This is a genomic window from Paenibacillus sp. FSL R10-2736 (genome assembly GCF_038000245.1).
GTDB classification, from domain to species: domain Bacteria; phylum Bacillota; class Bacilli; order Paenibacillales; family Paenibacillaceae; genus Paenibacillus_AQ; species Paenibacillus_AQ phytohabitans.
This window is the reverse complement of the sequence record NZ_JBBOBN010000002.1, coordinates 991,657-1,004,460: the sequence shown is the minus strand read 5'-3', so window position 1 is coordinate 1,004,460 and position 12,804 is coordinate 991,657. Positions and strand designations below refer to the sequence as shown.

Genomic DNA, 12,804 nt, shown 5'->3' with positions numbered 1-12,804 from the left:
TTAAATTTTGTTTAAATTTTCCGGTCCGGCATTTTGTTTAAATTTTCCGGTCCGGCAGCCGCTTCCAGATTGTAATCCCGGTGCCCTGCCCCGTACTCTCCATACTCCATTCCAGCTCCATCCGCTTGAGCAGCAGATCAACAATGGACAGGCCAAGGCCCGCCCCTTTGGAATCGGTACTCCCGTCCAGGCCGCCGCCATGGTCCGAGATTACAAGGACACGGTTACCGCCGCGGATCTCTGTAAAAATGCCTACATATAGACCGCTGCGCGCATGACGCAGAATATTCTGGAACAGATTATCGAGCACCCTGCGGAACCAGCTGACATCAACATTCCAGTAGAGCGGCGCTGCCTCCAGATCAATCTCAATCTGATACCCCTCCTTCTCCCAGAGCGGATACCAGGCCGCAGCGCTCTCCCGCAGCAGTCTCAGCACATCCTTCTGCTCCAGCTTGAGCATCATCCGCCCGCTGTTCAGCAGATTATAGGCCAGCAGATTGTCAATCAGCCCTCCGAGACTCTCGATCCGCTGATCCATCAGCTCAAGGGATTCCTGGCCGCGCGCCGATAAATCCTCCTTGCCCAGCACATGCAGATGGCTGCGGATCACGGTGAGCGGGGTTCGCAGATCATGTGACAGGTCGGCAACCAGGCGCTTGCGCAGGCCCTCTTCTTCCGTCTCTCTGGAGCGGCTGGCGGCAAGCTCTGTCACCATCGTATTGAATGCCTCCTCAAGCCGCCCGATTTCATCAGGTTTGCCCGGAATAACCGCCTTAGGAAGACCCTCCCGTCCGGTAAAAACCATAGCGGTCTGCAGCCGCAGCAGCCTTCTGCGGATCATAATGAAGAAGAACCAGGAGCTGCCGATGAAGACTATGAAGAATATCATCATGACTACCATATACCATGTATTCAGACCCTGGGCGTATTTCACATTCGTGATTACTTCCGGAATCTGCATGACCATGAAGCCCGCTCCCGCTGCAGCCTGATCCCCCACAAAAGCAACAATCGCCAGCGGTTTAAGCGCTGCGCTATCCTTCATGAAGGACACCGTGTCGGCGGCTGTCCAATAAGAGGGAACCTCCCTGGCGGCATGGCCGCCCTCCAGCAGCGGGGGACCTGAGGGTACCGTGATCAGTTGCGTTCTGCCCTCGTTATCTACCCAGAATATGCGGGCCAGATGGTAGGTTTCACTCAGAGCCCGGAGACGCTCAGTGATCCCCTCCGGCGGCTGTCCAAGCAGCTTACGCGCTTCCTCATGCCATATAATTTCCAGCTTATCGACGCTTGAATACAGCGCATATTCCTCGGGGGGATCTTCACGGGTGAATCCGCCAAAGGTGCTGTACAGAATAATAGTAAGGGGGACAACAACGGGAATAAACAACAGCGCAGCAATAATAATAAGCAGATACCGGAAGAGCAGGGAACGGCGCAGAAATTGGAAACGCCCCGCCCTCTTCATCCTCTCACCCGGTAACCGATACCCCTGACCGTCTCAATAATCTCCGGCGCAGCCGGATCAAGCTCCAGCTTCTCGCGCAGATACCGGATATGTACCATAAGTGTCTTGTCGCCTTCGATATAGCTTTCGCCCCAGACGGCTTCGTAAATCTGCTCCTTGGTCAGAATCTGGCCAAGATGGCGCAGCAGATAAGAGAAGATCTGGAACTGCTTGCCGGTAAGCATGATCTCCCGTCCGCTTGCGGCTTCCGTAACCACACTGCTGCCCGGACTAACCACCAGATGCTTAAGAATCAAGGGAGCAGGGGCAGCCGTGCCGCTTCTTCTTAACAGGACTTCAATCCTGGCTGCCAGCTCATCGGGATGAAACGGCTTGGTTAAATAATCATCCGCGAATTCCAGCCCCTGGAGCTTATCGTCAATGGAGGTACGCGCCGAGAGCATCAGGATCGGCAGCTCCGGGTATACCCGCTTCAGCCGCTGGCCGACGGTGAACCCGTCCAGTCCCGGAAGCATCACATCCAGTATCACCAGCTGGCAGCCCTCAGCCGCTTCCAGCGCGCCTTCTCCGCTCTCCAGCCAGCGGACAGCATACTCCCGTTCCCGCAGATCCGCAGATACTGCGTTGCCAATCTCACGGTCATCTTCTACATATAGTACTGTAACACCCACGCAGAACCTCTCCCCTCTCTCCTTCAAATAACATAATAAATCCCCGGAAGCAGGCAGCCTTCAAGACTGCGCTCCGGGGAGAATGGATCTTGCTGATTCAGGCACTGAATCCGAAATGTGCCGGCGGCTTCTCTTCCGGCTTCCCGAAGAGATACCCCTGCCCCAGATCCATGCCGAGGTCACGGCAGAAGAGAAACTCCTCCCGGCGCTCGATTCCCTCGGCGAGCACCTTTGCACCGAAATCCCCGGCCCGGGAGATAATATCCCGCAGAACGTTCTGCTTGTCCTTATTCTGATCGCAGAAGCTGATCAAATCGCGGTCGATTTTGACATAATCGGGCTGCAGGCTGGACATCACTTCTACAGTCGAATACCCCGCACCCACATCATCCAGCGCAACCAGCATACCCTGCTGGCGGTATTCGGCAAAAATGGCGCGGAGATGCGGCATATCGTTTATTTTTTCCGTTTCCACCACTTCAAATACATAATCCTCCGGATTCTGATCCAGCCGCTGAATCGTCTCGAACGTATGCGTGAGACAATACTTGGGATTATAAATAGAGGAGGGCAGGAAGTTAATGAACCGCTTGATGCCCTTCGGCAGCATTCTTGTACTTGTCTCAATGGCTGAAATCCTGGCCGCGCGGTCAAGAAAGGAATGGAATCCTGTACGCCGGGCAATCTCAAACAGCTCATACGGCTGAAAATGATTCCCTTGCGGCAGCGGCCGCAGCAGCAGTTCAAAGCCAATAATCTCTTCGGAGAAATTCACAATCGGCTGCATGTGGCTGCAGAAATCATGGCTCATAATAATCGAAACCAGATTCTCGCTGGAAAAGCGGACCTTCAGCTGATCCAGAGTCAGCCAGCGCTCCAGAGTAATGCGGGCTCCTCTGCTCTTAATGCATAAGGACAAGGAGATCTGCTGCTGCTGCTCGAATACCTCCAGCTGTCCTAACAGCTCCAGCAACTCTTCTTTGCAGCGGTACGGAATGATACAGGTCCTGCTTGTCCCGAATACTTCATATCCTGCATTCCTTACCGCAGCGGCAAGCGAAACAGAATAGGGGCGCAGCTTCAGCTCCCCTTCATCTTCAATCGGGTCTATGTCAGCGCAGTCAACACAATTCATGGCAATCGCCTCCGCCTCAGGATGTCAAAATACTGAGGCAAGTATAGCATGATTTCCCATGTTCCATCTATTATTTACGGACATGCACAAGTGGAAACGGCTTTGCCGTCCTTTTGTAAGGACGGTACCGTTTCAGCGGGAAATAGAAGGATAAGTTATCGTGTGAAACCTGTAACTTCTTATATTTGCACAACGCGGCAAGGCCCTTCCCGAACCCTAAGGCTCAGGAAAGGCCTGATCATAAACATTACCTCTATTATTATAAAGGACTGGGTCCCTTCAGTACCGCCGCTTGCTTACTTGGATACCGCAGCAGCCCCCTGCCATACTCCGTGTTCCTTATTTTTGCCCATATATTCAATCCGTGTCGGGGAGAGCTCCAGGATTACATAATCGGGATCATCCGGTCCCTTGAACCATTGCTCCAAGGAAGTGTTCCATACTTTCGAACGCAAACCCTCATCTTTGGTGACAGCTACTGTAGCCTCAATCTCCAGCACATCCTTGCCGCCGCCCTGCTCGTAACCCAGCAGCAGACAAGCATTCGGATTATCCTTAAGCTCCTCTACCTTATGGGTCTTGCGGTTCGTAGCCAGATAAATGTTCAATCCGTCATGAAATACCGCCATATAACGCACCTTAGGTTTGTTGCCGGCTTCTATCGTGCCGAAGGACCCGAACTTGTTGTCATCCAGCACCTGTATGATCGTTTTCTCCAGCTCTTTGTTATCCATTGACGAGAAAGCTCCTTTCGAATTCATGTGAATATAAGTTTATATATTCACATCCGCAGTTTGGATTTATTATAAAAACTGTGCTTATTATAGTGTACCCGTTCGGTTCATAATGAATCCCGGACTATGTTCATAAATTCACCCAGAAGGAGTCTCTCCCCTTGAAAAAATTAATCTGGATCGGCTGTCTCTCCTATTTCGTCATCGGCCTTGCCCATGTGGTGCTGGGCTCTATTCTGCCTGTGCTGCTCCAGCATTATGACCGCAGCTACAGTGCCGGAGGCGAGCTGATCTTCAGCCAGTTCGGCGGCTTCCTCGCCGGTGTGCTGGTCTCGCCGCTGCTGAACCGCCGCTTCGGCAAACGCGGGGGCATCCTGATCGCCACCGGGCTGCTGGTCTGCGCCGAAACGGCCTACGCCTTCCTCCCGCCCTGGGGCTGGATGTACGTGATCGCGATAGCTGCAGGCTTCGGCTTCGGCATGATCGAAGCCGTCATCGGCACGATTATTATCGCCGCGATTACCGAAGGAACGGCAATTGCCATGAGCCGGCTGGAGGTGCTATTCGGTGTAGGCGCGCTGCTCATGCCGCTGGCCGCAAGTCCGCTGATTGCCGCCGGCAGCTGGAGGCTGGCTTTCCTGATCGTTGCCGCCTTTTCTCTGGTTTCGCTGCTCTTCTGGGCGAAGAGCAGCTTCGGTCCGCTCCAGCGTGTGCTGGATGAGCGGCCGTCACGCCCTGCCGCTGCCGCGGCCTCCGCAGATGCAGCAGCAAGTGCAACAGTACCCGCCGCCGGCAAATCCGGACGCCTGCCCTACAAAGGTAAACAGTGGGTATTGCTTGGCCTGTTCATCGTCTTCTTCTTTCTCTATGTAGGTACCGAGATGAGTCTGGTCAATTTCATGCCGGCGATCTTCATCGCCAAGCTTGGCATGAGTGAAGCTGCGGCAGCGCTGACGGTTACCTTCTTCTGGCTGGCTATGTCGGCGGGCAGACTATTCGCCGGTGTGGTTGCCGAGCGGATTTCCTACCGCATCTATGTGCTCATCAGCTGCTTCGCCGCTTTGCTGCTGCTGGTTATTTTCCCGTTCGCAGAGCACCGGATTGCCGCATTCGCCGTCATTCTGCTGCTCGGGCTGTTCATGTCCGGCATCTTCTCCATCGCCCTGGTCTTCGCAAGCAAGCTGCTGCCCGGTGCGGAGGAATCCACGCCAAGCATCATGATCGCCTCGGGCGGAATCGGCGGCGCGGTGCTGCCGCTGCTGACCGGCTGGTCCATGGACCATATGCAGGTGGCCCAGACATCGGGGCTTCTGGCCGCTTTTGCCGCCGTATTATTCCTGCTTAGCGTGGCCGCCTGGAAAATCGGGTAATATAGCAACGAGATTAATATCCTGTGAATAAGGACGGAACCCCTATATGGCTGAGCTGCACTCCGAGAGACCCGAACCCACACTGCATACTGCATTACTGCAATTCATTTTCCCCTTCTCCATCAAGGCCGGGCAGGACAAAGAGCTGATCGGGCGTCTGCAGCAGGGCGGGTTTACGCGTTTTTTTCTTGATAACAAGGATCTTGAGCATGCTTATTACGGGGAGGGCTACTGCGTGTCCCATGAGAAAATGGAGCGCAGCTACCTGCCGTTTGCCGCTCATGTCCTCTTTCCGCGTGAGAAGGATGCTGATTCCTTCCGCCGCTTTTCCCGGGTGAACAATCTGCAGTGCCAGCTTGAAATGCCGTTTCAATCCGTGAATTTCCGCGTGCTGTCCACGGATGTGTTCCTGTGCCCGTTTGAGCTGGGCTTCCTGACTGTACGAGTAGCCATAGAGGAGGAGCACCTCACCTACAGCACTGCGCTGGAATTCGCTGACCGCTTCCGTACGCTGGAGGATGTGTCTTATCAGGATAAACAGACTTATATCCATTGTCATAAGAAGTCTTTCGGTCAGGTGGAGGATTTCGTGTTCAAGAATCTGGTTGCCGGGCTGGAGCCGTTTCTCGACCCTGCGGAGATCGATGGCGCGTATTTCGAGACTTTGCCTTTTTTCGTGGACGAACGGATGCTGGTCCAGGCTTTCTACGGCTTCAACCGCGGGGAAGAATCGGATGAGATCAGTATCGAGCTGCGCTACCGTGCCTCCCAGCTGGATGGGCTGAATATGGAGGGTAAACCTTATACCAGTGCCAGCGATCCCGAATATATCGAACAGTATACCTCTGAGCATTGCTACAGCCGTTGGGGGCCGGACACCTATTATATGACCAATGAGCAGACCTTCTGCTGCCTGAGCCGGGCCGAAACTGACATCGCCACCCAGCTGATTAATCAGATGTACGGGGAGTATTATTACGGGCTGCTGCTGAGTATTTTTCATAAAATCGTGCTGTTGAAGCTGGCCAATCTGCATTCCCGCCTGCGCATCAACCACGATTATGACGAGATCGAGAATCTGATCTTCCTGATTAATAAGTTCTCGGCCAAATTCTACTTTCTGGAGCTGATTTCGCAGTCGCAGGGACGGGAGATCTTCTTCCAGCTGCGCAAGGTTTACGGCAATGACGCCCTGTTCGATGAAGTGAAGATGACCTTGAATGACCTGTTCCAGTATCAGGATAAATTCCAGGCCAAACGCCGGGATACGCTGCTGATGGTCCTGACTGTATTTACGGTAATAAGCGGGATTTACGGGATGAATCAGGTCATTGAGGATTTGAAGGCACCGATCAATTGGAGCAAAATGCTGGAGTACTCTGCGTTTGAGTACCTGGCGCTGTTCCTCACCTTCTCCGGGATCGCAGTCAGTCTGGGCCTGACGCTACGGGAGGCGTGGAACGGAATACGCAGCCGCCGTAAGAAGCGGTTCTATGATAAGGATTGAGGGGCTGCCGGTGACGGCGGCTTTTTTTATTATTCACTTCACAATTCTTCTGAGTGATCTTGCCGCCGGCATGCGTAGTAATACATATACGACTTCTTAGTAGGTTACTCATGAAAAGAAATGCCGGAGGTTCCTATGACGCGTAATGATCATGACAGCCTGGACTGGCCCGGCCGGTTCAGAACTAAAGATAAGCAAGCTCTCGCGGATGCCATCGACTTCTACGGACCCGATGTGCACAGACTGGTCCAGCGTATTCTGGCCGGCTGCGGGAGTGCAGAGGATGCCGAGGAATGTGTCAGCGATGTGTTTCTGGCGGCCTGGATCAATATCGGACGTTACGACCCGTCACGCGCTTCCTTCCGCACCTGGATATTCCTGCTCGCAAAATACAAGGCGCTGGATCTGAGGCGTAAATTGCAGCCGGGACTTGGCAGGACGCTGAACGAAGCAGCACTGAACATGCAGAGCGGGACCAACACCGAACAGGAATTTCTACAACGTGAGGCAACGGGGGAATTGCTCCGCTATATCGGGCAGCTCCGTGAACCGGACCGCAGCCTGTTTCTGCGCAGGTATTACCTATACGAGAGTCTGGATGAACTGGCTGCGGCCTTTGGCTTCAGTAAAAAAGCTGTCGAGAGCCGTCTGTACCGCTGCCGGACAATGCTGAAGCAGGCTATACATCTGACTGGCGAAGATGGAAAGGGGGAACTCGGGTCATGGTAAAGGATATGAACAGCGGCGAGAAAAGCATATTTGATCAGCTCGATCTTCTGGAATTCAGCGAGGCTGAACTTGCACTGGACGGATTACTGTCGGAGCCTGAGTCCAGCCCGGTACCCGGGTCTAAAGAAGAGATTGCTTCGCTTGAGCGGATCAAGAGCCGTACCCTCGACCTTATTCAGACTGAACCGGCGCCTGAACTGCCTGCTGCTGTCCGCAAGCCGCGGCGGCGGGCAGCTATTGGAGCGGCGGCGGCCGCGATCCTTATGGCCGCAGGCCTGCTGGCGTTCTCCCCTGACGCCCAGGCAGGTCTAAAGCATGCCCTTAGCTTCCTGCCCGGCTTCGGCACTGTTCTGGAGAGCAGCCCGGGCAGTCAGCTTTATGTTCTGGAGAAGCCCTACACAGTTACCGCAGGCAAGGGAGAGCTGACAGTCAATGCCGTACTTCTGCAGGAGAACAGCGGGACCATTACGCTGCGGGGACAGCAGACTCCCGTCATTACTGAATTTCAGGCAGACATCGGAGGGGACCGTTATACCTTTACTTCCAATATGCGGTCTTCTGCATCCGGAGACTGGTATGCAAGCTACAGCACTGCACTTCCCGGAAATTTGGAGCTTGAAACCGCTGAACCGGTTACTTTGTATATCCATGGAGCAGCAGTCGGGCCACTGGTGCTTCAAGCACCGGTGACCGCCGATGATCTGCAGCATTTAGGCGCAAGCGATGTGCACCAGGAAGTGCGGATTACGGCTTTTCCGGTTCGTCTGGATGACGGACTTGTCCGCGTTGAATTAGTTCCGGCCCTTCCAGATTCGTTCTCCGCCGTCCATTCTTATTCACTGGAGCCGCTGGTATCCTGGAATGGCCTGTATGTCGAGAATGCAGAGGGAGTCAAAGCGAAGGTTGAACCTCCTTCAACCATGGTCTACCCGTCGGAGTTCTCGTTCCGGGAATTGGCATCAGCTGAAGAACAGTCTTACAGGGTCGTCATCCCTTACATCGAAATAGCGGAACGGAAGGCACTCTCCCGGGAGGTCGTTCTGCCGCTGCCCGCCAGCGGGGAGAGTGCGCCTCTCCACATTACCGCTGAGATCGCCGGTTACCCGGTAGAATTCACCCGCATTGAGCGCAGCAGCGGGACGGCTGTCAGCGTTGATGTGGATATGAATTTTGATCCCGAAGCGGCAAAGTCACTGACGCATTTCTTCATCCGCTACCCGGGTTCTGGGGACAAATATTCATACGGCTGGCAGGATACCGAGACATTCCCAAGAATCTTGAAGACTCTTCTTCTGGATGCAGAGCCCGGCGCGGATACGCTGCGTTTTAGAATGTCGGAGCCTCAATTCCTGCTCAAAGGCCCCTGGATTCTGCCGCTAAAGCTCGAAGATTAGAACGGGGAGGCTGGACAACCAGGAAGCTGGCGTCTATAATACACCGTAAGAACATAGCAATACCCGTGAACTTCATAGAACCAGGGGTGCTGGAATTGGCCGGCTGAGATTGTATCCCACAAGATACTGACCCTTATACCTGATCTGGATAATGCCAGCGTAGGAATCTTCATTCAACCCCGAGCCCCTTCATGGGCCTGAAGTTGAACTCACCTTGCGCAAGTAACTGGCGTCCCGGTCTCCGGGGCGCTTTTTGGTATGGGTTACTCTGAATTTTGGAAGACTAGGGATTGCTGGAAGGAGAGAGAAGAGAAATGGGAGTCAAAAAAGTTTTACCGCTGCTGCTCAGCTCTATGCTTGTGCTCGTGATGGCCGGATGCGGCAACGGGAACGTCAACCCGGGCAGCAATGCCGGAGGCAGTACACCTGCCGCCGGGAATAGCACCGCTGCACCTGAAGCAACCGCAGCCGCCAGTACCGCCGACGCGCCTAAAGAGCTGACTCAGGTTAAGATTGCGCTGGACTGGACGCCGAACACGAATCACACCGGCCTGTATACCGCCAAGGAGCTGGGATATTACGCTGAGGAAGGTCTTGACGTGGAGATCGTGCAGCCGGGTGCAGCCGGATCTGACACCATGGTTACTTCCGGTGAAGCACAGTTTGGCATCAGTGCACAGGAGGCGCTCACCCTGGCCCGTCTGCAGGATGTGCCGCTCGTCTCCATCGCCGCTATCATTCAGCATAATACCTCCGGCTTTGCCGCTCCGAAGGACCGCAACATTAAGACGCCGAAAGACTTTGAAGGCAAAACCTACGGAGGCTGGGGCTCTCCTGCGGAAGAAGCAGCCATGAAAGCCATTATGGACCCCGATGGCGGAGACGTCTCCAAAGTTAAATTGGTGAACATCGGTGAAGCTGACTTCTTCACTGCGGTGAAACGCGATATCGACTTCGCCTGGATCTTCTACGCCTGGACCGGGATCGAAGCCGAGCTGCGCGGCGAGCCGCTGGATATGCTGTACCTGAAGGATTATGCGCCGCAGCTGGATTACTACACACCGGTGCTGACCACCAGTGAGAAGGAAATCGCCGAGCATCCGGAAGTGGTGAAGGCTTTCCTCAAAGCTACGTCGAAAGGTTACCAATACGCGATCGATCATCCGGAAGAAGCGGCCACGGTCCTGTCTGATGCCGTGCCTGATCTTGATCCCGAGCTGGTGCTGGCCAGCCAGAAATGGCTCAGCCCGAAATACAAGGACGATGCCGCCCGCTGGGGGGAGCAGAAGCTTGAAATCTGGCAGAATTATGCCGAGTGGATGTACGGCCTGAAGCTGCTGGACAAACCGCTCGATGCCGCAAGTACATTTACGAATGAATTTTTGCCGGAAGGCCCATAACACCGAGTGGAATAGTACTGACACTAACTTACATGAGAGGAATGAATAATAAATGGCTAATACACTGCTTAGCATTCAGGTAATTCCCAAGACTCCAAACAATGAGGATTCGATCCCTTACGTGGACACTGCGATTGAGGTAATTCAAAAGTCGGGGGTCAAGCATCAGGTGAATCCGCTTGATACTACCATGGAAGGCGAGCTCACGGAGCTGCTGGAAGTTGTACGTCAGATGCATGAGGCACTGATTGCCTCCGGCAGCCCGAGCGTGATCTCCCAGATCAAGATCGCCCATAATCCCAGCGGCATCAGCATGGACAAGCTGACGGAGAAATACCGGCCGTGAAAAGCACCTGGAGACAAATCTGGCCGCCCCTTGTGGCGGTCATCTTTTTTCTGGGCGCATGGCAAATTGCGGTATCGGTGTTCCATATCCCGGCCTGGCAGCTGCCGAGCCCGTCCGATATCGCGCGTGAATCACGCGGCAACGCCTCCGGGATCTGGGCGCATACGGCCGCAACGCTGCGGCTGACCCTGATCGGCTTCCCGGTCGGCACCGGCATCGGCCTCATTGTGGCTCTGCTGCTCCATCTGCTGCCCTGGCTCAAAAGAGCGCTCTACCCGCTGCTGATCCTCAGCCAGAATGTGCCTTCCATTGCCCTTGGACCGCTGCTGATTATCTGGTTCGGCTTCGGCCTGCTGCCCAAAATCGTCCTGATCACCCTCGTCTGCTTCTTCCCGGTTGCCGTAGCGGCCATGGGCGGGCTGGCGCAAAGCGACCGGGTAATGTTGAACTATATGAAAATGGCCGGCGCAAGCAACTGGCAGATCTTCACCAAGCTGGAGCTTCCCGGCTCCCTGCCCTCCCTGTTCTCAGGGCTCAAAATCTCCGCGACCTATGCCGTCATGGGCGCAGTGGTTGCCGAGTGGATTGGAGCGGACAAAGGGATCGGCTATTATATGCTGCTGCAGAAGGCCTCTTACCGCACGGACCGGATGTTCGTGGCCATTGTCATTATCGTGCTGCTGAGTCTGGTACTGTTCGCGCTGATTGCCCTGCTGGAGAAATGGCTCGTGCGCTGGAAACCGCGCAAGGAAGCTTAACACGCACAGGGTAACAATACACGCTATACTGAGCACGTTTGAGATAAAGCCTTAAGTACAAAAATTCTATATAGAAGGAGCTGACCGAAGTGTCTCCACTCACGAATACCGTACAGCTCAAGAAGGACGTCCCCGGCAGCAGCCTTGACGAGGCCAGAAGCACACCGCCTGCGCTTGAAGTCAGCAGCGTCTCCAAATCGTTCACGCACCGCCGCCGGGAGACGCCTGTGCTGGATCAGGTGTCGCTGACGGTAGAGCCGCAGGAATTCGTATCGATTGTCGGTCCTTCCGGCTGCGGCAAAAGCACCCTGTTCCATATTATCGGCGGCCTGACGCTGCCGGACGCCGGAACCGTCAGCATGGACGGCATCCCGGTTACCGGGCAGCGCGGCAAGATCAGCTATATGCCGCAGCAGCCCGCGCTGTTCCCGTGGCGCAGCACACTGGACAATGTCCTGCTCGGCGCCGAGCTGCAGGGCGCGCCGCAAGCGGAGGCGCGCGAAGCCGCGCGCCACTGGCTGGCCAAGGTCGGCCTGGGCGGATTCGAGCGCGCTTATCCGCATATGCTGTCCGGCGGCATGCAGCAGCGGGCCGCCTTCCTGCGGGCCATGCTCGCTCCGCAGGAGCTGATGCTGCTCGACGAGCCGTTCAGCGCGCTCGATGCGCTGACGCGCGAGCAGATGCAGCGCTGGCTGCTGGAGCTGTGGGAGGAGAACCGCCGCTCCGTGCTGTTCATCACCCACAACATCGAAGAAGCGCTGCTGCTCTCCAGCCGCATCTATGTCTTCTCCGGACGTCCCGGCTCCGTCCTGCATACCGTAGATGTGCCGTTCCCGCGTCCGCGCCGCGATGAAATCACCGATGCGCCGGAGTTCCTGCAGCTCAAGCGCCAGCTCTCGCTGTGGATGCGCGAGGAGCAGGCTAAGAGCCTCTGACGTGAGTCGCCGCTATTCGGCCCATATAAGCTGAACCTAGCTATTCACATTTTCCGATGACCTGCCGTTTGCGGTGGGGAGTCACATTTTCGTGGAGTTTGGGAGAAATCCTGCACTACACTAAATACAACATTCCCCTCCTTATCCCGGCCCCTGATCCAAGATTGTTGTACAAAAGGCAGCATTTCTCCTTCTCCAAGCGGCTTAGCGGGAGAATTGCTGTATTTCGTACAACAATTCTCCCAAACACCCTATTATAGGGGTACCAGAGTTGCATTACGTACAACATATTGCCTATTCAGCGTGAGTTTAAGATGCTCAATTGTCCCAGTGATTGCATTTGGTGCAACAGAA

Annotated in this window: 12 protein-coding genes and 1 riboswitch; of the genes, 8 read left to right on the top strand and 4 right to left on the bottom strand. The window is 55.0% G+C overall.

The window, feature by feature from the left end:
• Positions 1–37 precede the first annotated feature (37 nt).
• From NSQ73_RS32470 to NSQ73_RS32455, 4 genes are all read right to left on the bottom strand, one after another.
• A complete protein-coding gene (locus NSQ73_RS32470; protein ID WP_340990313.1) occupies positions 38–1,471 on the bottom strand; it encodes a sensor histidine kinase in 1,434 nt (477 codons plus the stop codon).
• Positions 1,468–2,142: a winged helix-turn-helix domain-containing protein gene (locus NSQ73_RS32465; protein ID WP_171720290.1), complete on the bottom strand. Its 675-nt coding sequence runs from the start codon at positions 2,140–2,142 to the stop codon at positions 1,468–1,470. Before NSQ73_RS32465 ends, NSQ73_RS32470 begins: the two co-directional genes overlap by 4 nt.
• A gap of 97 nt (positions 2,143–2,239) precedes the next feature.
• Positions 2,240–3,277, bottom strand: coding sequence for an EAL domain-containing protein (locus tag NSQ73_RS32460; protein ID WP_340990311.1), 1,038 nt, complete (start codon positions 3,275–3,277; stop codon positions 2,240–2,242).
• Positions 3,278–3,573: 296 nt separating this feature from the next.
• The gene (locus NSQ73_RS32455; RefSeq protein WP_042133062.1) at positions 3,574–4,011 is read right to left on the bottom strand and encodes a pyridoxamine 5'-phosphate oxidase family protein; all 438 of its coding nucleotides are present in this window, start codon (positions 4,009–4,011) and stop codon (positions 3,574–3,576) included.
• 161 nt (positions 4,012–4,172) lie between these two features.
• On the opposite strand from NSQ73_RS32455, the gene NSQ73_RS32450 reads away from it, so the two are divergent.
• The 8 genes from NSQ73_RS32450 (at position 4,173) to NSQ73_RS32415 (ending at position 12,450) form a co-directional block, all read left to right on the top strand.
• Positions 4,173–5,381, top strand: coding sequence for an MFS transporter (locus NSQ73_RS32450; protein WP_171720292.1), 1,209 nt, complete (start codon positions 4,173–4,175; stop codon positions 5,379–5,381).
• Positions 5,382–5,427: 46 nt separating this feature from the next.
• Positions 5,428–6,888: a hypothetical protein gene (locus tag NSQ73_RS32445; RefSeq protein WP_340990309.1), complete on the top strand. Its 1,461-nt coding sequence runs from the start codon at positions 5,428–5,430 to the stop codon at positions 6,886–6,888.
• 135 nt (positions 6,889–7,023) lie between these two features.
• Positions 7,024–7,617, top strand: a complete 594-nt coding sequence (locus NSQ73_RS32440; protein WP_340990308.1) for a sigma-70 family RNA polymerase sigma factor — start codon at positions 7,024–7,026, stop codon at positions 7,615–7,617.
• On the top strand, positions 7,611–9,011 hold the full coding sequence (locus tag NSQ73_RS32435; protein WP_340990307.1) for a hypothetical protein: 1,401 nt from the start codon (positions 7,611–7,613) through the stop codon (positions 9,009–9,011). The genes NSQ73_RS32440 and NSQ73_RS32435 overlap by 7 nt, the downstream gene beginning before the upstream one ends.
• A 72-nt stretch (positions 9,012–9,083) precedes the next feature.
• Positions 9,084–9,194, top strand: a riboswitch (TPP riboswitch).
• Between the two features lie 131 nt (positions 9,195–9,325).
• The gene (locus tag NSQ73_RS32430) at positions 9,326–10,411 is read left to right on the top strand and encodes an ABC transporter substrate-binding protein (protein WP_340990305.1); all 1,086 of its coding nucleotides are present in this window, start codon (positions 9,326–9,328) and stop codon (positions 10,409–10,411) included.
• Positions 10,412–10,463: 52 nt separating this feature from the next.
• Positions 10,464–10,757: a thiamine-binding protein gene (locus NSQ73_RS32425; RefSeq protein WP_039299512.1), complete on the top strand. Its 294-nt coding sequence runs from the start codon at positions 10,464–10,466 to the stop codon at positions 10,755–10,757.
• On the top strand, positions 10,754–11,515 hold the full coding sequence (locus NSQ73_RS32420; protein ID WP_340990303.1) for an ABC transporter permease: 762 nt from the start codon (positions 10,754–10,756) through the stop codon (positions 11,513–11,515). The genes NSQ73_RS32425 and NSQ73_RS32420 overlap by 4 nt, the downstream gene beginning before the upstream one ends.
• An 89-nt stretch (positions 11,516–11,604) precedes the next feature.
• Complete coding sequence (locus NSQ73_RS32415) at positions 11,605–12,450, top strand: ABC transporter ATP-binding protein (protein ID WP_340990301.1); 846 nt, start codon at positions 11,605–11,607, stop codon at positions 12,448–12,450.
• The last annotated feature ends 354 nt before the right edge of the window (positions 12,451–12,804 follow it).

Coding starts and splice junctions, on each gene's coding strand:
- NSQ73_RS32470 (WP_340990313.1), bottom strand. CDS start 1,471: ATGAAGAGGGCGGGGCGTTTCCAATTTCTGCGCCGTTCCCTGCTCTTC.
- NSQ73_RS32460 (WP_340990311.1), bottom strand. CDS start 3,277: ATGAATTGTGTTGACTGCGCTGACATAGACCCGATTGAAGATGAAGGG.
- NSQ73_RS32455 (WP_042133062.1), bottom strand. CDS start 4,011: ATGGATAACAAAGAGCTGGAGAAAACGATCATACAGGTGCTGGATGAC.
- NSQ73_RS32445 (WP_340990309.1), top strand. CDS start 5,428: ATGGCTGAGCTGCACTCCGAGAGACCCGAACCCACACTGCATACTGCA.
- NSQ73_RS32440 (WP_340990308.1), top strand. CDS start 7,024: ATGACGCGTAATGATCATGACAGCCTGGACTGGCCCGGCCGGTTCAGA.
- NSQ73_RS32435 (WP_340990307.1), top strand. CDS start 7,611: ATGGTAAAGGATATGAACAGCGGCGAGAAAAGCATATTTGATCAGCTC.
- NSQ73_RS32430 (WP_340990305.1), top strand. CDS start 9,326: ATGGGAGTCAAAAAAGTTTTACCGCTGCTGCTCAGCTCTATGCTTGTG.
- NSQ73_RS32425 (WP_039299512.1), top strand. CDS start 10,464: ATGGCTAATACACTGCTTAGCATTCAGGTAATTCCCAAGACTCCAAAC.